Annotated in this window: 18 protein-coding genes and 1 pseudogene; 10 read left to right on the top strand and 9 right to left on the bottom strand. The window is 73.9% G+C overall.

The window, feature by feature from the left end; genetic code table 11:
* Positions 1-94 precede the first annotated feature (94 nt).
* Positions 95-1,567 (top strand): annotated as a pseudogene (locus IEV86_RS15750) (FAD-dependent monooxygenase); the annotation flags it as partial.
* Positions 1,568-1,597: 30 nt separating this feature from the next.
* On the opposite strand, the gene IEV86_RS15755 reads toward IEV86_RS15750, so the two are convergent.
* Positions 1,598-2,254, bottom strand: a complete 657-nt coding sequence (locus IEV86_RS15755; RefSeq protein ID WP_043606258.1) for a class I SAM-dependent methyltransferase — start codon at positions 2,252-2,254, stop codon at positions 1,598-1,600.
* A 145-nt stretch (positions 2,255-2,399) separates the two neighbouring features.
* Here IEV86_RS15755 and IEV86_RS15760 point away from each other — a divergent pair, with 145 nt between their 5' ends.
* A complete protein-coding gene (locus IEV86_RS15760; protein WP_043606261.1) occupies positions 2,400-4,034 on the top strand; it encodes a cation:proton antiporter domain-containing protein in 1,635 nt (544 codons plus the stop codon).
* Between the two features lie 9 nt (positions 4,035-4,043).
* Here IEV86_RS15760 and IEV86_RS18020 read toward each other — a convergent pair whose 3' ends face one another.
* From IEV86_RS18020 to IEV86_RS15775, 4 genes are all read right to left on the bottom strand, one after another.
* Entirely contained in the window at positions 4,044-4,184 is a 141-nt protein-coding gene (locus IEV86_RS18020) for a hypothetical protein (RefSeq protein WP_202595161.1), read from the bottom strand.
* Positions 4,181-4,474 carry a hypothetical protein gene (locus IEV86_RS18025; protein WP_052426171.1) on the bottom strand — a complete coding sequence of 98 codons (294 nt, stop codon included), beginning with the start codon at positions 4,472-4,474 and terminating at the stop codon, positions 4,181-4,183. Before IEV86_RS18025 ends, IEV86_RS18020 begins: the two co-directional genes overlap by 4 nt.
* Positions 4,471-5,148 (bottom strand): alpha/beta fold hydrolase, encoded by a 678-nt coding sequence (locus IEV86_RS15770; RefSeq protein WP_043606265.1) that lies wholly within the window; start codon positions 5,146-5,148, stop codon positions 4,471-4,473. Before IEV86_RS15770 ends, IEV86_RS18025 begins: the two co-directional genes overlap by 4 nt.
* A gap of 117 nt (positions 5,149-5,265) precedes the next feature.
* Positions 5,266-5,856: a helix-turn-helix domain-containing protein gene (locus IEV86_RS15775; RefSeq protein WP_229734696.1), complete on the bottom strand. Its 591-nt coding sequence runs from the start codon at positions 5,854-5,856 to the stop codon at positions 5,266-5,268.
* Between the two features lie 177 nt (positions 5,857-6,033).
* On the opposite strand from IEV86_RS15775, the gene IEV86_RS15780 reads away from it, so the two are divergent.
* On the top strand, positions 6,034-6,963 hold the full coding sequence (locus IEV86_RS15780; RefSeq protein WP_043606272.1) for an alpha/beta hydrolase: 930 nt from the start codon (positions 6,034-6,036) through the stop codon (positions 6,961-6,963).
* Positions 6,964-7,052: 89 nt separating this feature from the next.
* On the opposite strand, the gene IEV86_RS15785 is transcribed toward IEV86_RS15780, so the two are convergent.
* From IEV86_RS15785 to IEV86_RS15795, 3 genes are read right to left on the bottom strand one after another with little or no spacing between them, the layout of a single operon-like run.
* Positions 7,053-7,886 carry an ABC transporter permease gene (locus IEV86_RS15785; RefSeq protein ID WP_081978709.1) on the bottom strand — a complete coding sequence of 278 codons (834 nt, stop codon included), beginning with the start codon at positions 7,884-7,886 and terminating at the stop codon, positions 7,053-7,055.
* Positions 7,886-8,677, bottom strand: a complete 792-nt coding sequence (locus IEV86_RS15790; protein WP_052426172.1) for an ABC transporter ATP-binding protein — start codon at positions 8,675-8,677, stop codon at positions 7,886-7,888. The genes IEV86_RS15785 and IEV86_RS15790 overlap by 1 nt, the downstream gene beginning before the upstream one ends.
* 48 nt (positions 8,678-8,725) lie before the next feature.
* Positions 8,726-9,244: an EXLDI protein gene (locus IEV86_RS15795; protein ID WP_043606276.1), complete on the bottom strand. Its 519-nt coding sequence runs from the start codon at positions 9,242-9,244 to the stop codon at positions 8,726-8,728.
* Between the two features lie 192 nt (positions 9,245-9,436).
* Here IEV86_RS15795 and IEV86_RS15800 point away from each other — a divergent pair, with 192 nt between their 5' ends.
* The 7 genes from IEV86_RS15800 to IEV86_RS15830 all read left to right on the top strand — a co-directional run bounded on the left by IEV86_RS15800 (position 9,437) and on the right by IEV86_RS15830 (position 17,718).
* On the top strand, positions 9,437-11,083 hold the full coding sequence (locus tag IEV86_RS15800; protein ID WP_081978710.1) for a sugar ABC transporter ATP-binding protein: 1,647 nt from the start codon (positions 9,437-9,439) through the stop codon (positions 11,081-11,083).
* Positions 11,080-12,138 (top strand): ABC transporter permease, encoded by a 1,059-nt coding sequence (locus tag IEV86_RS15805; RefSeq protein WP_052426173.1) that lies wholly within the window; start codon positions 11,080-11,082, stop codon positions 12,136-12,138. Before IEV86_RS15800 ends, IEV86_RS15805 begins: the two co-directional genes overlap by 4 nt.
* The gene (locus IEV86_RS15810; RefSeq protein WP_052426174.1) at positions 12,135-13,121 is read left to right on the top strand and encodes an ABC transporter permease; all 987 of its coding nucleotides are present in this window, start codon (positions 12,135-12,137) and stop codon (positions 13,119-13,121) included. The genes IEV86_RS15805 and IEV86_RS15810 overlap by 4 nt, the downstream gene beginning before the upstream one ends.
* Before the next feature lie 87 nt (positions 13,122-13,208).
* Positions 13,209-14,285 (top strand): autoinducer 2 ABC transporter substrate-binding protein, encoded by a 1,077-nt coding sequence (locus tag IEV86_RS15815; protein WP_043606278.1) that lies wholly within the window; start codon positions 13,209-13,211, stop codon positions 14,283-14,285.
* 75 nt (positions 14,286-14,360) lie between these two features.
* Positions 14,361-15,317 carry a sugar-binding transcriptional regulator gene (locus IEV86_RS15820; protein WP_043606281.1) on the top strand — a complete coding sequence of 319 codons (957 nt, stop codon included), beginning with the start codon at positions 14,361-14,363 and terminating at the stop codon, positions 15,315-15,317.
* Positions 15,318-15,370: 53 nt separating this feature from the next.
* A complete protein-coding gene (locus IEV86_RS15825; protein WP_052426175.1) occupies positions 15,371-16,195 on the top strand; it encodes a class I fructose-bisphosphate aldolase in 825 nt (274 codons plus the stop codon).
* Positions 16,192-17,718 (top strand): FGGY-family carbohydrate kinase, encoded by a 1,527-nt coding sequence (locus tag IEV86_RS15830; protein WP_043606284.1) that lies wholly within the window; start codon positions 16,192-16,194, stop codon positions 17,716-17,718. The genes IEV86_RS15825 and IEV86_RS15830 overlap by 4 nt, the downstream gene beginning before the upstream one ends.
* A 16-nt stretch (positions 17,719-17,734) precedes the next feature.
* Here the strand turns inward: IEV86_RS15830 and IEV86_RS15835 are convergent, their stop codons facing one another.
* A complete protein-coding gene (locus IEV86_RS15835) occupies positions 17,735-18,964 on the bottom strand; it encodes a saccharopine dehydrogenase family protein (RefSeq protein ID WP_043606287.1) in 1,230 nt (409 codons plus the stop codon).
* Between the last annotated feature and the right edge of the window lie 14 nt (positions 18,965-18,978).

Below are 18,978 nucleotides of genomic sequence, written 5' to 3' on the forward strand. Positions count from 1 at the left end.
GCCGGAACTCCGGCGGCTTGGCTGCAGGCACAAGGACTCCTCTCGGAGATGACATCGTCACCTCAGGACAGGTGTCCGGGGAAGCGGGTCAGGCTCCCGCGTGCTCGACCACTTCGCCGAGCACATGGCGCACTCGCCGAGCCGCATGGCGCCCGACTACGGCTACGAGTTCCGCTCGCTCGAGCGCACCGACGACGCCGAGCACCCCGTGACCGTGACGCTGGTGCGCACCGCGGGGGAGCGGGCGGGCGAGGAGAGGGTCGTGCGGGCGCGCTACGTGCTCGGCGCCGACGGCGCGCGCAGCCGCGTGCGGGAGTCGATCGGCTGCACCATGCGGGGCGACTCGGCGTTCCACGCGTGGGGCGTCATGGACGTCCTCGCGGTGACCGACTTCCCCGACATCCGCCTCAAGTGCGCGATCCAGTCGGGCTCGGGCGGCACCATCCTGCTGATCCCGCGCGAGGGCGGTCACCTGTTCCGGATGTACGTCGACCTCGGCGAGGTCACGCCCGAGGACCACCACGCGATCCGCAGCACGACGATCGAGCAGATCGTGGCGAGGGCGAACGCGATCCTGCACCCGTACTCGCTCGACGTGAAGGACGTCGCGTGGCACAGCGTCTACGAGGTCGCGCACCGCCTCACCGACCGCTTCGACGACGTGCTGCCCGAGGAGCGGGGCACGCGGACGCCGCGCGTGTTCATCGCGGGCGACGCGTGCCACACGCACAGCGCGAAGGCCGGCCAGGGCATGAACGTGTCGATGCAGGACGGCTTCAACCTCGCCTGGAAGCTCGGGTACGTGCTGACCGGCCGCAGCCCGGAGAGCCTGCTCGACACGTACTCCGCCGAGCGGCAGGTGGTCGCGCAGGCGCTCATCGACTTCGACAAGGAGTGGTCGGGCCTCATGGCGAGGAAGCCCGGTGAGCTCGACCCCGGGTTCCTCGCCGACTTCTACGTCCGGACGACCGAGTTCCTCTTCGGGTTCATGACGCGGTACGCGCCGTCGATGGTCGTCGCCGAGCCGGTGCACCAGGCGCTCGCGGCGGGCTTCCCGGTCGGCAAGCGGTTCCGGTCGGTCCCGGTCGTGCGGGTCGCCGACGCCAACCCGCTGCACCTGGGCCACCAGCACCGCGCCGACGGCCGGTGGCGCGTCTACGCGTTCGCCGACGCCGACGCGCCCGACGACGGCTCGGCGCTGGTCCGCTGGGCGCGGTGGATGGCCGAGGACGCCGACTCGCCGGTCCTCGCCCACACCCCGGCCGGGGCCGACCGCGACAGCGTCCTCGACGTGAAGCTCGTCCTCCAGCGACGCCACGCGGACGTCGAGGTCACGGCGGTGCCCGAGCTCTTCCTGCCGAGGACGGGCCCGTTCGGGCTGGTCGACTACGAGAAGGTCTTCGCGGCCGACCCCGCCGAGGACGTCTTCGACGCGCGCGAGGTCGACCGGCGCGGCTGCGTCGTCGTCGTGCGGCCCGACCAGTACGTCGCGGGCGTCTTCCCGCTCGACGGCACCGCCGAGCTCGCGGCGTTCTTCCGGCAGCACCTGCTCGTGCGGACGCCGTAGACCTCGACCGAGCGCGACGGGGGACGGTCGTCAGGTCGTACGGCGCGCGAGCAGCGTCGAGTCGTCGATCTGCACCGTCACGCCGTCGCGCACGGTCGTGCGCGGGCGCTGCTCGACGACGAGGGCCTCGAACCCGTCGGGCAGCGCGGGCACGAGGTCGTGCGCGACGAACATCGCGCGGCGGTGCGACGCCGCGAGGTGCGTGAAGACGTCCGACGGTGCGTGCCCGACGACGAGCAGGTGCCCGCCGGGCGCGACCGCGGTCGCGAGCCGTCGGGTCGCCTCGACCATGCCGCCGTCCGGCGGGTGCAGGAAGTGCGTCGTCACGAGGTCCCACGTGCGGCCCGCCGCGTCGAACGTGCGGGCGTCGACCTGCCACCAGTCCACGCGGTCGGCGACGCCGGCCTCCTCGGCGTGCCGTGCGGCGCGGGCGAGCCCGTTCGCGGAGAAGTCGGCGCCCGTCACGCGCCACCCCTGCCGCGCGAGCCAGACGACGTCGCCGCCCTCGCCGCACCCCACGTCGAGCGCGGTGCCGGGCGTCAGGCGCGACGCCTCGGCGACGAGCTGCGCGTTGGGGTGGCCCGACCAGACCGTCCCCTCGCCCGAGTACCGCTCGTCCCACGCGGCCGGCTCGAACATCTCGTCCGGGGCTCCGCCCTCGTGCTGGCCGTGCGCGTGCGCGCTCACCGGGGTGTCCTCGCGTGGTCCATGGGGTGAGCATGCGGCTCCGCTCGCGGGCCGGACAACTCCTGTTGCCGAACCGGCAAGTCCCCGCGCCCTTGTGGCGACGCCGAGCCGCGCGAGAATGGTCCCCCACCGGGAGGGAGGCCGCATGGAGCTGGGCCTGTACCTCGCCGCCGCGGTCGTCGGCGGCCTCCTCGCCACGGCGGTGCGCCTGCCTCCGCTCGTCGGGTACCTCGCAGCGGGGTTCGCCCTCGGGGCCGTGGGCGCGCCCGCGCCGGCCGGCCTCGAGCAGGTCGCGGACCTCGGCGTGGTGCTGCTGCTCTTCGCGATCGGTCTGAAGTTCGACGCGCGCACGCTCCTGCGGCGCGAGATCTGGCTCACGACAACCGTCCACCTGGTCCTGTCGACCGCGGTCGCCGTCGGCTTCCTGGGGCTGCTCGGGGTCGTGGTCCCGACGCTCGTCGGGGAGGAGGGCGTGGGGGCGTTCGCCCTCGTGGGGTTCGCGCTGACGTTCTCCTCGACGGTCTTCGTCGTGAAGGTGCTCGAGGACCGGTCCGACACGACCTCGCTCTACGGCCGCATCGCCGTGGGCCTGCTCGTGCTCCAGGACGTCGTCGCGGTGATCTTCCTGGCGCTCGCGGGCGGCGAGGTGCCGAGCCCGTGGGCGCTCGGGCTCGTCCTGCTCCTGCCCGCCGCGTGGCCGCTGCACCGGATCTGGGACCGGATCGGCCACGGCGAGCTCCAGGCGCTGTTCGGGGTCACGGTCGCGGTCGGGCTCGGCTGGGGGGTGTTCGAGGCGGTGGGCGTGCACGGCGAGCTCGGCGCGCTGGTGATGGGCGTGCTGCTCGCGAAGCACCCGAGCGCGTCCGAGCTGTCGCGGTCCCTGATGACCTTCAAGGACCTCATGCTCGTGGCGTTCTTCCTCCAGATCGGGCTGCACGGGCGCCCGGGCCCGGACGAGCTGCTGCTCGCGCTGCTGCTGCTCGCCGTCCTCCCGTTCCAGGTCGGGTTCTACGCCGTGCTGCTGTGGGCCATGCGGCTGCGGCGCCGCACCGCGTTCCTCGCGGGGCTCGTCCTGGCGAACTTCTCCGAGTTCGGCATCATCGTCGCGGCCGTCGGCGCGTCGTCCGGGCTCATGGACGAGCGGTGGGTCGTCGTCGTCTCGCTCTCGGTCGCGATGAGCTTCGCGGTGTCGGCGCTCATCAACCGGCGCGGCGTCGAGCTCGCGACGCGCATGGTCCGGCTCCTGCCGCACCACAGCACGTACCAGCTGCACCCCGACGACCGCCTGGTCGACATCGGCAAGGCGGACGCGATCGTCCTCGGCCTCGGGCGGATCGGCGCCGCCACGTACGTCCGGCTGCGCGACGAGTACGGGCTGTCGGTGGTCGGCGTCGAGCACGACCAGGCGCGCGTGCACGAGCTCGAGGCCCAGGGCTTCGACGTCGTCCGCGCCGACGCGACCGACATCGAGTTCTGGGCCCGCGTCGAGCGCGCGGGACAGGTGCGCGTCGTCGTGCTCGCGATGCCGTTCCACAACGCGAACCTGATCGCCCTCGCGCGGCTCCAGGCGGCCGGGTTCACGGGCAAGGTCGCCGCGGTCGCGCGGTACGACGACGACGTCGCCGAGCTGCGCCGCCACGGCGCGGACGCGGTCTTCCACCTGTACGGGTCGGCCGGTGTCGCGCTGGCCGAGCACGCGGCCGAGGTGCTGCTGCACCGCGAGGGCGCGGGTCACGCGGTCGACCCGGAGACCGCCGCTGGCCTCCCGCCGGCGGACTGACGCCGGCCGTCAGCGTTCGGGGTCGACCGTGCGGCTCACGATCCACGCGTGCTTGCCGACCTGCCTCACCCGGTCGAACCCGTGGTCGTCGAACAGCTCGACCGTGCCGGTGAAGAGGAACCGGCCGTGGGCGACGCGACCCTCCGTCACCTCCGAGATCGCCTCGACCAGGCCCCCGCCCTGGCGCGCGATCTCGTCGAGCGCGGCGCCGACCGCGATCCGCGCGACGCCCTGCGCTCCTCCTTGACCTCCCGGCGGCTGATGCCGCGCTCGCGCCCCTCCGGGTGCCAGCCGAGGCACCAGCACCCGCCGAAGATCCCGTTGTTGCGCTCGACGAGCTCGGCGAAGACGTCCCACGTCGACGCGTCGAGCAGGCGGACCGAGTACTCCTCGGGAGAGGCCTCGGGCGGGCCCATCCCCGGGCCCATCCCCGGGCTCATCCCACGACCTGCGCCAGCACGCGCGCGAGCTCCGCGGGTGCGCTGACCATCGGCCAGTGGCCCGAGTCGAGGTCGACGTACGTGACGGTCGCGCGCTGGAGCTCGGGGACGTCGCCGCCGTCGACCCACGCACGTGCCTGCTCGGGCGAGAACTCGGGGCACACGACGACGACCGGGACGTCGTACCGCCGCTCGTCCGTGTAGCGGACAAGGCCGTGCGCGACGCCCTCGGGGACGGGGATCGCATCGCGCTCGAAGGCGGCCCGGGCGTCGTCGTCCAGGTCGTCCGAGTCGGGGCCCTCGAACGGCTCCCAGCCCGGGAAGGCCATGGCGCCGTCCCGCACCGGGAAGAACTCCGCGTAGCGCTCGCCGTCCGCGGTCGGCACGCCGCCGATCAGCGCGACGCCCGCGACCCGGTCCGGCCGCGCGTCGGCCGCGAGCCACGCGAGGGTCGCCGCGGCCGAGTGGCCGACGACCCACACAGGGGCCTCGGCACCGTCGACCGCGCGGACCACGGCCGCGACCTGGTCGTCCAGCGTCGCGGCCGCGTCGCCGTCACCCTGGCCGGGCAGCGCGACGGGCACCGGGCGGTGCCCCTGCGCCTCGAGCGGTCCGACGACGGCGTCCCACGCCGACGCGTCGAGCCACAGCCCACCGACGAGCACGATCTCCATGGTCTCTCCGTCCCTCGGGGTGCGATGTCACGACAGTAGGGCGGTGCTCCGACACGGCCCCGACCCCGCCGTGGTGCGCCGTGCAGCGCCGTCGCGCCGCTCGCGCGCAGACGAGGTTCAGGAGCCTGCCGTGGCCCCCGCTCCGCCCGGTGGGGCGGCCCGGGACGGGTCGTCGTCGCCGGCCGGGACCAGGACGGTCGAGAAGAGCCGGCGCGTCCGGGCGCCGTCGGGCCGGTGCTCGAGCCGCGGGAGGATCACGGCGCGCAGGTCCGCGACCAGGTCGGCGAGCTCGTCGTCGGTGAGGTAGAGCGCGTGCTGGCGGTACCCGACGCCGTCGCGCGCCAGGTCGACGTCGTCTGCGTCGAGGTAGCGGTCGAGGTCGCCGACGAGCCCCGCGACGAAGGTGAGGAACGCCCTGCGGTGGTCGTCGAGGCTCATCGTGGCCGCGGCGTCCGCGTCGACGTACGCGGCACCGGCCCGCAGGCGGTACGTGCGCTCCACCGCGCCGCGCACGCGCCGCTCGTCGGCGACCTCGAGCACGCCGCCGTCGACCATCGCCGCGACCTGGCGGTAGAGCGTCGCCGTCGCGACGTCGGGGAGCGCGGCGCGCAGCTCACCCGTCGTCAGAGCGCGGTCGCCGAGGAACGCCTGGACGATCCGCAGGCGCACGGGATGGAGGACGACGTCGGCAGGCCTGAGCGTGGTCACGGACCCAACCATACGCATGATTGACAACATTCTCACTTGTGGGAATAGTGGGTGCGTGCCCACCGTCTCGACCCAGCCCGAGCAGGTCGCCGCGCGGCTCACCGCCGGCGGCCGGTGACGCTGACCGCCGACCGACCCCACCCGCGCCGCCTCAGAGCCACCCCAGGAGACACCGCCATGACCATCACCGACCTGACCTTCACGTCGGATGGGCACACGCTCGCCGCGAGCCTCGCCGTCCCGGCGGGCGACGGCCCGTTCCCCGCCGTCCTCGTGCTTCCCGGCTCGGGCCCGGTCGACCGCGACTCGAACCACAAGCGCCTGCCGCTCGACATCACGGGCGCCCTGCGGCGCGCGCTCGCCGAGGCAGGGCTCGTCGTCATGGCGTACGACAAGCGCGGGGTCGGCGCGAGCCCCGGCGACTGGATGAGGGTCGGTCTCGACGCCAGCACCCAGGACGCTCGTGCCGCCCTCGAGGTGCTGCGCGGACGGCCCGAGGTCGACGCGTCGCACGTCGTCGTCGTCGGCCACTCGGAGGGGGCGATCCACGCCGCTCGCCTCGCCGCGGAGGTCGAGGGGCTCGCGGGGGTGGCGCTGCTGAGCGCCTCCGCGACGCCGGGCGAGGAGCTGCTGCGCTGGCAGACGGGCAACGTCGTCGCGTCGATGCCCGGGTGGCTGAGGCGGGTGCTGTCGGTGCTGCGGGTGGACCTCGTGGCGAGGACCGAGCGCAACCGCCGGCAGATCGCGCGGACGACGACGGACGTCGCGCGGATCGGGGGTCAGCGGCTCAACGCCCGCTGGCACCGCGAGTTCATGTCGTACGACCCCCGCGTCGACCTGGCGCGGCTCACCGTGCCCGTGCTCGCCGTGACGGGGTCGAAGGACCTCCAGGTGCGGCCGTCGGACCTCGAGGTGATCGCGAGCACCGTGCGCGGCCCGGTCGAGGTGCACGAGGTGCCCGACGTCTCGCACATCCTCCGGCCGCAGGCGGGGGCCGCGTCGCTCGCGGGCTACCGCAAGGAGGTCCGGCAGCCCGTCGACGAGCGAGTCCTCCGGCTCGTCGTCGCGTGGGTGGGCCGCGCGGTCGGGGTGCCCGCGCAGCGGTGATCTGGGGAACGCTGCCGTCGCGCCGACGACCCCGGCGCTCGTCCCCTCCGGGGGAACGCCGGGGTCGCGTCACGCGGTCAGGCGCGCGGTCAGGCGCGCGGTCGCCGGTAGGTCGCGCGGGCCCACCACCAGCCGAGCAGCGCCAGTCCCACGCACCAGGCGACCGCCGTCCACGCCGTCCCGGCCGCGAGGTCGCCCCCGCCGAGCAGCCCGCGCAGGGTCTCGATGACCGGCGTGAACGGCTGGTGCTCGGCGAAGACCCGCACCGCGGTCGGCATCGTGTCGACGGGCACGAACCCGCTGCCCAGGAAGGGCAGCAGCAGGAAGATCATCGGCGTGTTCGACGCCGACTCGACGCTGCGTGCCGCGACGCCCATCCCGACCGTGACCCACGTCAGCGCGAGCGTGAGGAGCGTGAAGAAGCCGACCAGCGCGAGCCACTCGCCGACGCCGGCCTCGGGGCGGAACCCGAGGAGCACCGCGACGCCGAGCACCGCGGCCGTCGCGACGAGCGTCTGCACCACCGCGCCGACGACGTGGCCGCCGAGCACGGCCACGGGTGCGACGGGCATGGTCCGCAGCCGCGTGACGATGCCGCCGGTCATGTCCATCGCGACGCTGATCGCGGTGGCCTGCGCGACGGCGGTCGCCGTCATGACGAGCATGGTCGGCGCGATGTAGTCCAGGTAGGCGGCCCGCCCGGCGGCACCCGGGGCGACGCCCTCGGCGACGCCTGCCCCGAAGGCCCCGCCGAAGACGTAGACGAACAGCAGCAGCAGCACGACCGGCATGCCGACGACCACGCCCGTCAGCGACGGGTAGCGGGCCATGTGCAGCAGGCTCCTGCGCGTCATCGTGACGAGGTCCTGCGTCGGCCGGGGCGCGGCGGCGACGGGCACGACAGGGCCGACGGCGGCGGTCATCACGCCACCTCCTTCGAGTCGGCTCCGGACGGGGCGCCCGGAGCGGTGAGGGCGAGGAAGACGTCGTCGAGCGAGCCCGCGTCGTGCGCGGCCTTCAGCCCGGCGGGCGTGTCGTGCGCGACGAGCCGGCCCTCGTGCAGGACGGCGACGCGGTCGGCCAGCTGGTCGGCCTCGTCGAGGTACTGCGTCGTGAGGAGGACCGTCGTGCCGTGCCCGACGAGGGTGCGCACCTGCTCCCACAGGTCGCGGCGCGCACGGGGGTCGAGGCCTGTGGTCGGCTCGTCGAGGAAGACCACGCGCGGGTCCCCGACGAGCGTCATGGCGAGGTCCAGCTTGCGTGTCATGCCGCCCGAGAGCTGCTGGGCGGGCTTGCGGGCGGCGTCACCGAGGCCGAAGCGCTCGACGAGCCCGGCGGCGCGGCGGCGCCCCTCGGCCCGGGGCAGGTGGACGAGGTCGGCCATGAGCCGGAGGTTCTCGACGACCGTGAGCAGGGGGTCCACCGCGGAGAGCTGGCCGGTCACGCCGATGAGGCGTCGCACCGCCTGGGGCTCCCGGGCGACGTCGTGCCCGAGGACCCGTGCCGTGCCGCCGTCGGCCGGCAGGAGCGTCGAGAGGATCGAGACGGTCGTCGTCTTGCCGGCCCCGTTGGGGCCGAGCAGCGCCGTCACCGAGCCGACGGGGACGGAGAGGTCGAGGTCGGCGAGCACAATCTGGTCGCCGTACCGCTTGTGGAGCCCGACGACCTCGATCGCCGGGGTGGGGTCGGGCCCGGAGGGCCTGGTTGCGGGCATGGTCGCTCCTCGCGCGTAGCCGGGGGACTCCCGGCGGCGCCGGGAGCGTCAGATGTCGAGGTCCTCGACCTCGGGTTCGGTGGCGTAGGCCTCCACCAGGGATGCGAGCTCGGCCGGGACGGCCGCCCGGAGCTCGTCGAACGTCTCGAAGACGGTGAGGGCCGCCGATGCCGGGACCTCACCCCACTGCTGGTCCGAGCTGAGGTGCTTGCGCCAGCCCGTCAGCTCACCTTCCTTGCCGGCCGACCAGACGAAGCCCTTGGGCCGCTCGAGGTGGACGGCGAACCGGCCGGTGCGGGTCCGGTAGACCCGGTACCGCTCGTCGCCGTCCTTGGTCGAGCGGTGCCAGTCGACGAGCTCGACGCCCTGGAACCGCTGGACCTTCCGCCGTCCGACGCCGACGCGGACGGCGATCTCGTCGAAGCCCTGGAGGCGTCCCTCCTCGACCTCGACCAGCCGACGCAGCGCCTTGGAGATGGCCGCCGAGAGGTTGCCCCCGGTGAGCTCCTGCGCGCGCTGGAACACGGGCAGGTCGGCGTCGGAGACGTAGATCGTCTTGTTCGGCATGAGGCCATCGTAGGCACAGTCACGAGTATACGCATACGTGTGCGTACACAGAGCAAGCGCGAATCGCCGATGTGAGCATCCGCTCACGTCCTGAGCGTTTGCTTGCCGTGCCCCGAGGCGGCTCGTAGCGTGCGAGACGTCAACGACGACAGCGGGCGCGGCGAGGGGGCCGGCGCCCATGGAGGGGTGACGATGGACGCTCCCCGCGGCGGGCCGACCACGGTCGGGTCCCCGACGCCCAGGCTGCGCATCGCCGGCGTGAGCAAGCACTTCGAGGCGGTCCGCGCGCTCGACGACGTCTCGTTCGACTTCGCCCCCGGTGAGATCCACGCGCTCGTCGGTGAGAACGGCGCAGGGAAGTCGACGCTCGTCGGGATCATCACGGGGCTCCTCGAGCCGACCGCCGGACACGTCGAGCTCGACGGTGAGCGCGTCCAGTTCCGCAACCCGCTGCAGGCGCGCGCCGCCGGTGTGGCCGCGGTGTACCAGGACCCGAACCTCTTCCCGCACCTGTCCGTGGCGGAGAACATCGTCACGGGCCAGTACCCGCGCCGGGGCCCCGTGCTCGACCGCGCCGCGATGTCGCGCGTCGCTCGTGAACGCCTCCACGACCTGGGGTTCGACCTGGACGTGGACCGGCTCGTCGCGGGCCTGACCGTCGCCGAGGCCCAGTTCGTCGAGATCGCACGCGCCGTCTCCGCCGATCTGAAGGTGCTCATCCTCGACGAGCCCACGAGCGCGCTCACGCCCGGCGAGGCGCGCAAGCTCTACGCGGTCGCGGACCGGCTCAAGCGGCTCGGCACGACCGTCGTGTGGATCTCGCACCGCATGGAGGAGGTCCGGCTCCTCGCCGACACGCTCACCGTCCTGCGCGACGGCGCCCACGTGCGCACCGCCCCTGCGGACGAGCTCGACGACACCGAGCTGATCCGTCTGATGGTGGGCCGCTCCGTCGCGCTCGAGCGGGTGCCCCGGACGGAGCCCCTCGGACCCGCGCGGCTCGCCGTCGACGGTCTCGGGGTGCCGGGGGTCTTCGAGGACGTCTCGTTCGAGGTGCGCGAGGGCGAGATCGTCGGCGTCGCCGGGCTCGTCGGCTCCGGACGGTCGGAGATCGCCCAGGCGATCTTCGGGCTCAGTCCCGGGATGGTGGGCACCGTCCGGATCGACGGCGAGCGCGTCAACCCGCGCAGCCCTGCCGCCATGGCCGAGCGCGGTGTCGTCTACCTGCCGGAGGACCGCGACGCCGAGGGGGTCATCTCGTCGATGACGATCGCGGAGAACGTCGCACTGCCGAGCATCCGGCGGCTCAGCCGCCTCGGCTTCATGCGCCCGTCGCAGGAGCGGGCGCTCGCCGCCGAGCAGCGGACCGCACTGAGCATCAAGGGCCGGGTCGGGGACCTCGTCAGCTCGCTGTCGGGCGGCAACCGGCAGAAGGTCGCGATCGCACGCTGGCTCGCCACCGACCCGCAGGTGCTGCTCCTCGACGAGCCGACCCACGGCATCGACGTCGGCACCAAGGCGCAGGTCCACGACATCATGCGCGACCTGGCACGGCGTCGGCGCATGGCGATCCTCATGATCTCGTCCGACCTCCCCGAGGTCCTCGCCGTCAGCGACCGCGTCCTCGTGATCGCGCGCGGTCGGCTCGCGGCGGACCTGCCCATCGAGGATGCCGACCAGGAGTCGATCCTCGCCGCCGCGACCGGCGCGGCCGGCGGTACGGACGCCGTCGAGCCCGCCGACGAGCCCGCCGACGAGCCCGCCGACGAGCCCGGCGGCCCAGCCGCCGAGGGTGCGAGCGTCCCCGCCGACCCGAACCCCGGGAGGTCACCGCGATGAGCACCGTGCAGGACACCGCGACGGCCACGACGGCACCGCCAGGCCTCGCGGAGCGGCTCGGGATGACGGGGGGTGCCGCGGCCCTGCGGCTGCGGTTCGTCGGGGTGGTCGTCTTCCAGCTCCTCCTGGTCGTCGTCTTCACCGCGGTCGCGCCGCGCTTCCTCACGTGGGACAACGCCCAGAGCATCCTCTTCACCGCGGCGATCCTCGCCATCGCGGCCGCCGGCCAGACGCTCGTCGTGCTGACCGGGAACCTCGACCTGTCCGTCGGGTCGATCATGGGACTGAGCGCGTACGTCGTGTTCGACGTCGCGAGCGGCGCGCCCGTCCTGCAGCCGTGGGTCGTGCTGCTCGCGCTCCTCGTCGGAGTGGTGCTCGGGGCGTTCAACGGCTTCCTGGTGGCGGTCGTGCAGATCCCGTCGATCGTCGCGACGCTGGGCACGCTGTCGATCTACCGCGGGTTCGTCTCCTTCTACGCGGACGCCACCGAGGTCACGAGCGGCGAGCTCCCGCGGTGGATCCGCACGCTCGCGACGGAGAGCTGGTTCGGGTTGTCGTCGTACGTGTGGCTCGCCCTGGGGATCGTGCTCGTCGTGGGGTTCGCGCTGCGGTCCCTGCCCTGGGGCCGGCAGATCTACGCGTACGGGTCGAACCCCAGGGCCGCCTACTTCTACGGTCTCGGCTCCCGGCGCATCGTCATCGGCGCGTACGTCGGTGCGGGTGCGATCGCCGCCGTCGTCGGCCTGCTCCTCGGTGCGCAGGTCGGCAACATCAACTCGCTGCTCGCGTCCGGGATCGAGCTCCAGGTGCTCGCCGCCGTCGTGATCGGGGGCGTGAGCATCTGGGGTGGCTCGGGCAGCGTCTACGGCGCCGCATTCGGCGCCGTCGTGCTCGCGACGATCAACAACGGGCTCGTGCTCCTGGGTGTCCAGGAGTTCTACCGCCTGCTCTTCCAGGGTGCGGCGATCGTGCTGGCCGTCGCGGTCGACGCGATGGTCCAGCGACGCGTGCAGAGCGCCGGGAACCGGCGGCGGACGCTGGGGGTGACGGCATGACGCTCGTCCGGCGGTACTCGTCCGAGCTGCTGCTCGTCGTGCTCATCGTGCTCGCGGCGCTGTGGTCGAGCACGCTCTCGCCGTACTTCCTCAACGCCGTCAACCTGCTCTCGTCGGCGCAGTTCTTCGTGATCTTCGCCCTGATGGCGTTCGGGCTGTTCCCGATCGTCGTGCAGGGCGAGATCGACATCTCGCTCGCCTCGACGCTCGCGGTCGGCAGCGTGCTGTTCGCGACCCTCTCGGTCGAGGGCGTGCCGCTCGCCGCCGCGCTGCCGGTCGTCCTCGCCGTCACGGCGGCCCTGGGCGCGGTCAACGGACTGCTCGTCGCCTACGCCGGCCTCCCGTCGCTCGCGGTCACCCTCGGCACGCTCGGTGCGTACCGGGGTCTTGCGTACCTCCTCGCGGGGGACGCGGGCGTCACCGGCATCACGCCCGAGTACCTCCTGCTCGGGTCGTCATGGATCGGGATCGTCCCGTCGTCCGTCGTCCTCGCGCTCGTCGTCGCCGCGCTGTTCGCGGTGCTCATGGGCACGACGTCCTTCGGGCGGTACAGCTACGCGATCGGCAGCAGCCCGGGGGCGTCCCGCATGGCCGCCGTCCCCGTCCGGCGCACCCGGGTGATCGCCTACGCGCTCGCCGGCGCGATGGCGGGGCTCGCCGGGCTCGTGTGGGTGAGCCAGTACCAGTCGGCACGCGGCGACAACGCCGACGGCTCGATCCTCTTCGTCCTCACCGCCGTCGTCCTCGGCGGCGTGTCGATCAAGGGCGGCAGCGGACGGGCGCTCGGCGTCCTGCTCGCCACGGTGCTCCTGGGCACCATCCAGACGGGCATGAAGCTCGCCAACGTGCCGGGCACCAGCCAGACCCTGGTCATCGGCGCCCTCCTCATCCTCGCGATCGGGCTCCCGCAGGCGGTGCACCTCGTGCGCCGTCGGTTCCCCACCGCGCTGCCCCGCCGGGCGGTGACCAGCGGGAACGCCTAGTCGCACACCGAGCTCCGCCCCGGTACGAGCCGGGTCCGCACGACCGCGCTGCACCCCGCACCGCGACCCTCACGAAAGGTGACTCTGGTGAATGGACACCTCCGACGTCGGCGCCGCGCCGTCGTCACCGTCGTGGCCGCTGCCGCCGGCCTCCTGCTCGCCGCCTGCTCGACCGAGGCCCCCACGGCACCCGCGGCCGGGGGCGGCGGCGAGACGCAGGGCGAGGACGCCTCGGGCGACGAGGACATGAAGATCTTCATGGCCCCGAAGTTCACCGGTCTCGCGTACTTCGAGGTCGCCCGCGAGGGCGGCGAGCGCGCGGGCGAGGAGCTCGGGATCGAGTTCGAGTACATCGGCTCCGACAAGGCCGAGGCGACCGAGCAGATCGCGACGCTGACCAACGCGATCCCGCAGGCGCCCGACGCCCTGGTCGTGAGCGCGATCGACGGGGACGCGGTCGCACCCGCGCTGAAGCAGGCGCGGGACGCGGGCATCAAGGTCGTGACCTACGACGCCGACGCCGCCGTCGACGCGCGCGACCTCTTCGTCAACCAGCTCTCCTACGAGCTCGCGGCGTCGACCATGCTCGACGCCGCCCTGCTCAACTCTCCCGAGGGCGGTCTGGTGGCGTTCATCTCGGCCTCGCCGACGGCACCGAACCACACCGCGCACGTGCGGATCATGAAGGAGCTCATCGACACCGACCCGAAGTACTCGTCGCTCAGCTACGTCGACACCGTCCAGTTCGCCGGTGACGACGCGACCAAGAGCCAGGAGCTCGCGCTCAACCTCATCCAGGCCAACCCGGACCTGAAGGTGATCATCTCGTCCTCGGCCGTCTCCGCGCCCGCGGCGCAGCAGGCCATCATCAACGCCGGCAAGAGCGGCGAGGTCTTCGCGACGGGCGTCGCGCTGCCGAGCTCCGTGCGCGACTTCATCAAGGACGGGCACTCGACGGCCTTCATGATGTGGGACCCGGCCGAGCTGGGGTACATCGCCACCGTCGCAGCCCACCAGCTCGTGACGGGCGAGATCACGGCCGAGGAGGGTCAGATGATCGACGCTGGTGAGGCGGGCACGTACGAGGTGCTCGCCGACGGCGAGGTCCAGTACAACAAGCCCCTCATGTTCACGGCCGACAACATCGACGACTTCGACTTCTGACCGCGCGACCGTCCCGCCGTCCGTGCCGCAGGGGACGGGCGGCGGGCGGGAGCCTCGACCGAGACGGGGTGACCCATGGTGGGCGTCCGGGCCGGCGACGAGCGTGAGGAGCGTCGCGGCGTCGTGGTCCGCGCGGCGTGGATGTACTACAAGGACGGGCTGACCCAGGCGGAGATCGCGGAGCGGCTCTTCGTGTCACGGCCCACCGTGGGCCGCCTCCTCGACGCTGCGCGGGCGCAGGGCGTCGTGCGGTTCGAGATCAGCGCGGACCACCTGTCCGCCTTCGAGCTCAGCAAGGACCTCAGGAAGCGGTTCGGCCTCGCCGACGCCGTCGTCGTGCCCCGGATCTCCGACACGGGGCACGACACGCGGGTCAACCAGCGGCTCGCCGACGCGGCCGCCGAGTACGTCAAGCGGTACCTGCGCCCCGGGGCCGTCATCGGCGTCGGCTGGGGCGACACGGTCACGCGGGTCCTCTTCGCCCTGGACCGGGACGCGCTCCAGGGCGTCACGATCGCCGGCGTCGCCGGCGGGATCGACGCCTACACGCGCGAGGTCATGGCGCGGAACACCAACGGCGTCAACGAGCACCTGCGCCTCATCCCGGCGCCGCTCGTCGCGTCGTCGGCCGAGATCGCCGCCGCGCTGCGCCAGGACGGGTCGGTCACGTCGGTGCTCGCGCTCGCGGCGACGGCGGTCGCGACGCTCACGGGCATCGGCGCGGCCCGGCCGCCGGTCTCCTCGATCCGGTCCGGCCTCTTCACCGACGACCAGGTCAGGGCCTTCCGCGAGATGGGAGGCGTGGGCGACATGCTCGGCGCGTGGTTCGACCGCGACGGCGCGGTCATCCGCGAGGCGGCCTCCGACCGGCGGATCGGCATGACGCTCGACGAGCTCCGGGCCCTGCCGAACGTCATCGGCGTCGCGGGCGGCGTCGAGAAGACCGAGGCGATCGCCGGGGCACTGCGGGGCCGCTACCTCGACGTGCTCGTCACCGACGAGGCCGTCGGGGAGGCCCTGCTGGCGACGTGACCCGCCCTCGACCAGTCCACCCTCCGTCCACCACACCGCATGGAGAGACCCGCATGTCCGGTTCCTCGTTCCGCCTCGGCCGCCTGCTCGACGGGCAGTCGCGCCGATCGTTCATGGTGGCGTTCGACCGCACGCTCGCGATGGGGCCCGAGCCCTACGCCGAGGACAGCGGCCGCACGATCGCCGCGATCGCCGCCCACGGCGCCGACGCGATCCTCCTCAGCCCGGGGCTGCTCAAGCAGCACGGCCACCTGCTCGCCCACCGCGGCGCACCGTCGGTCGTGTGCCGCATCGACTTCCCGTTCGTGGGACCCGCCGACCGGGGACGCGGCGAGTCCTTCCGCCTGATCGCCTCCGTCGAGGAGGCCGCGAGCCTCGGTGCGGACGCCGTCGTGATGTTCCACACGCTCGGCTACCGCGACAAGGACGCGTGGGCGGACAACCTGGCCGCCGTCGGGCAGGTGGCCGAGGAGGCCCGCCGGGTGGGCCTGCCCCTCATCGTCGAGGCGGTGCCGTGGGGCGCCGAGGCGACGGACCCGCGGGACCGGCTCGAGGTGGCGACGGCCGCGAGGATCGCGGCGGAGCTCGGCGCCGACGCGGTCAAGACCGAGTACGTCGGGTCGGTCGAGGCGATGCGCACCGTCGTCCAGAGCTGCCCGGTGCCCGTGTTCGTGCTCGGCGGGCCGCAGGTCGGCGTCGACGAGCTCCTGGACTTCACGCGCGACGGCATCGCCGCGGGTGCGACCGGCGTCATCTACGGACGGAACGTCTGGCAGCGAAGCGACAGCGCCGACGTGTCGGCACGCCTGCGCCAGGTCGTGCACGGCACGCCTCGCGCCCGTCAGCCGCACCTCGAGCCCGCCGCGCCCGTGGGATGAGCGCCGACGTGATCCTCGGCATCGACGTCGGGGGCTCCTTCGCGAAGGCCACCGCGTTCGACCTCGGGACCGGCACGGGCGTCACCCGTGGGCGCGCCGTACCCCCGCAGCACCCCGCGCCCGGCCACAACGAGCGCGAGCCGCTCGCGGTGTGGTTCCAGGTGGCCGACCTCGTCCACGAGGTCGTCTCGGCGTTGCCGGCGGGCGCCCGGATCACCGCGGTCGGCGTCACGGGGCACGGCAACGGCCTGTACCTGGTCGACCGGAAGGGCCAGCCGACGCGGCCCGCCGTCATGGCGTCGGACACGCGCGCCGCGGACCTCGTGGCCGCGTGGATCGCCGACGGTGTCGAGGAGCGGCTCCGCCCGGTCACGTGGAACCGGCTGTGGCCCGGTCAGCCCGGGCCGGTGCTGGCCTGGCTGGCGCGGAACGAGCCGTCGGTCGTCGCGCGCTCGGCCGCCGCTCTCATGTGCAAGGACTTCATCCGCGCGCAGCTCACCGGCCGGGTCGCGACCGAGCGCACCGACGCGAGCTGCAGCGGCCTGTACGACAACGCGGCCGGCGAGACCTCGACCGATGTCCTGCTGGCGCTGGGCCTCGAGGCGTACGGAGACCTCGTCCCGGAGGTCCTCGGTTCCGACGCCGTCGTCGGGGAGGTCACACCGGAGGCGGCGGAGGTGACGGGCCTGCCGGTCGGGACACCCGTCGTCGGCGGGCTGGTGGACAACGTGGCGCTCCACCTCGGCTCGGGAGTCCTCGACAGCCGCAGCCTGTGCGTGGCGGCGGGCACCTGGAGCGTGAACCAGCTGCTCGTGCCGGACGAGGAGATGGTCCCGGCCCAGCGCCTCAGCGCCGCGGCCGCCCCGTTCGCCGCGTGCACCGCCGCGACGCCCGGCGCGGCGCTGCTGATCGAGGCGAGCGCGACGTCGGCGAGCACGCTCGCGTGGGCGGTGGACCAGGTCACGACCGGCCTGCGTCCCCAGGCGGAGCGCTCGGGCAGCGACGTCTTCGAGCTGGCTCTGCGCCGCGTCGCGGCCCGCGCACCTCAGGACGACGACCCGTTCTTCCTCCCGTTCCTCGACGGCAGCAGGGACGACCCGCAGGCGCGCGGGGCATGGCTCGGCCTCTCGTCGTGGAACGACGAGACGGCCCTGCTCGGCGCCGTCGTCGAGGGCGTGTGCCTCGAGCACCGACGCCACGTCGACCGCCTGTCCCCGCGCAGCGACGCGCTGCCGCTGCGGCTCTCGGGCGGCGCGGCCCGCAGCGCGGCGTGGGCCCAGCGGTTCGCGGACACGACGCGACGGCCCGTCGAGGTGTCGTCCTCGCAGGAGCTCGGCGCCGTGGGGGTGGCCGTGATCGCGGGCGTGGGGGCGGGTGTGTTCGGCTCGGCGGCGGAGGGCGCGGCGGCCCTCGACCGGACGTGGACCGTCTTCACCCCCGACGACGACGCCGTGGCGCACTTCGAGCGCCGCTACGCGCGCTACCTCGACTACGTCGACCGGCTGGACCTGCGGCGCGGGTGAACCGGACGCGTCGGGCTCAGCGCGGCGACGCGAGGTACGTGTGCCCCGCCGCCCGCAGGCGGTCCACGAGGACGTCGCCGAGCCCGGTCGCGGGCGTGAGCGAGCCCGCCCGGTCGGGCAGGCGGTCGTCGTCGTGCGCGAGGGCGAGAGCCGCCTCGCCGATCATCACCGCGGTCGCGGCGTAGCCCGGGTCCCCGCTGCCGGCGGCCACCGCGCGGTAGTGCCTCCCGGTCGTCGTCGTGGCGTGCACGTCCATGCGGAACCAGCCGTCGCGGCGGGTCTGCTCGTCGGGTCCGGTGCCGGGCTCGGGGAGCACGCGGTCGAGCAGGGCGCGCGTCGGCGGCAGGGCGAACGCGGCGGCCGCGAGGCCGAGCCCGGCCGTGATGCCGAGCGCGCGTGCGGCACCCCGGGCGCCGCGTCCGGCGGCCATGACCTCGCCGTAGCGGAGCGTCCGGCCGTACGCCCAGCCCAGGAGCGCGTTGGACCGGCGGACGACGCGCGAGTTGAACGACGCCATCGGGAACGCCGTGACCCACCCGCCGTCGACGGCCCTGCCGGGTGCGGGTGCGTCGGGCGGCTGGGGGACGTCGGGCTCGGTGGCCCGGTCGGGGCTCAGCGAGAAGGGGTCGGCGAGCAGCCGTCGCGCTGCCGGGTCGCTCGCGGCGAGCTCGACGACGCCGCGCATCGTCGCGAGCGTCCCGCCGCTGACGCCGCCGCGGGCCCGCGCGACCAGGCGCACGTGCGCGAGCGCGCCGGCGTCGTCGGCCACGACCCGGCGGTGCAGCGTGAGGACCGCGAGGTCGGACGGGACCGAGTCGTACCCGCACGCGTGCACGAGCCGCGCGCCGGTCGACCGCGCCACGTCGTCGAACCGGTCGACCACCGCCCGCACGAACGGCGCCTCGCCGGTGAGGTCGGCGTAGTGCGTCCCGGCGCGCGCGCAGGCCTCGACCACGGGCATCCCGTGCCGCAGGTACGGGCCCACGGTGCTGACGACGACGCGCGTGGACGCGGCCAGCGCGGCGAGCGAGACCGGGTCGCCCGCGTCGGCGACGACGACGGGCCACGTGCTCGCGGGTCCGGGCAGCCCGGCTCGCACGCGCTCGAGCCGCTCGCGGGACCGGCCCGCGAGCGCGACGCGCGTGCCGGGCGGGGCGTGGTGCGCGAGGTGCTCGGCGACCAGTGCGCCGACGAACCCCGAGGCTCCGAAGACGACGACGTCGTGGTCCCTCGCGCGGTCGCTCATCCGCCGATGCTCGC

The sequence above is a fragment of the Cellulomonas carbonis genome (assembly GCF_014636275.1).
GTDB lineage: Bacteria > Actinomycetota > Actinomycetes > Actinomycetales > Cellulomonadaceae > Actinotalea > Actinotalea carbonis.

What these genes read in the sequence shown, in the direction of transcription:
- IEV86_RS15785 (WP_081978709.1), bottom strand. Translation starts at nt 7,886, where the DNA reads ATGACCGCCGCCGTCGGCCCTGTCGTGCCCGTCGCCGCCGCGCCCCGG.
- IEV86_RS15825 (WP_052426175.1), top strand. Translation starts at nt 15,371, where the DNA reads ATGTCCGGTTCCTCGTTCCGCCTCGGCCGCCTGCTCGACGGGCAGTCG.
- IEV86_RS15830 (WP_043606284.1), top strand. Translation starts at nt 16,192, where the DNA reads ATGAGCGCCGACGTGATCCTCGGCATCGACGTCGGGGGCTCCTTCGCG.
- IEV86_RS15790 (WP_052426172.1), bottom strand. Translation starts at nt 8,677, where the DNA reads ATGCCCGCAACCAGGCCCTCCGGGCCCGACCCCACCCCGGCGATCGAG.
- IEV86_RS15835 (WP_043606287.1), bottom strand. Translation starts at nt 18,964, where the DNA reads ATGAGCGACCGCGCGAGGGACCACGACGTCGTCGTCTTCGGAGCCTCG.
- IEV86_RS15780 (WP_043606272.1), top strand. Translation starts at nt 6,034, where the DNA reads ATGACCATCACCGACCTGACCTTCACGTCGGATGGGCACACGCTCGCC.
- IEV86_RS15805 (WP_052426173.1), top strand. Translation starts at nt 11,080, where the DNA reads ATGAGCACCGTGCAGGACACCGCGACGGCCACGACGGCACCGCCAGGC.
- IEV86_RS15760 (WP_043606261.1), top strand. Translation starts at nt 2,400, where the DNA reads ATGGAGCTGGGCCTGTACCTCGCCGCCGCGGTCGTCGGCGGCCTCCTC.
- IEV86_RS15770 (WP_043606265.1), bottom strand. Translation starts at nt 5,148, where the DNA reads ATGGAGATCGTGCTCGTCGGTGGGCTGTGGCTCGACGCGTCGGCGTGG.
- IEV86_RS15795 (WP_043606276.1), bottom strand. Translation starts at nt 9,244, where the DNA reads ATGCCGAACAAGACGATCTACGTCTCCGACGCCGACCTGCCCGTGTTC.
- IEV86_RS15810 (WP_052426174.1), top strand. Translation starts at nt 12,135, where the DNA reads ATGACGCTCGTCCGGCGGTACTCGTCCGAGCTGCTGCTCGTCGTGCTC.
- IEV86_RS15820 (WP_043606281.1), top strand. Translation starts at nt 14,361, where the DNA reads ATGGTGGGCGTCCGGGCCGGCGACGAGCGTGAGGAGCGTCGCGGCGTC.
- IEV86_RS15800 (WP_081978710.1), top strand. Translation starts at nt 9,437, where the DNA reads ATGGACGCTCCCCGCGGCGGGCCGACCACGGTCGGGTCCCCGACGCCC.
- IEV86_RS18025 (WP_052426171.1), bottom strand. Translation starts at nt 4,474, where the DNA reads ATGAGCCCGGGGATGGGCCCGGGGATGGGCCCGCCCGAGGCCTCTCCC.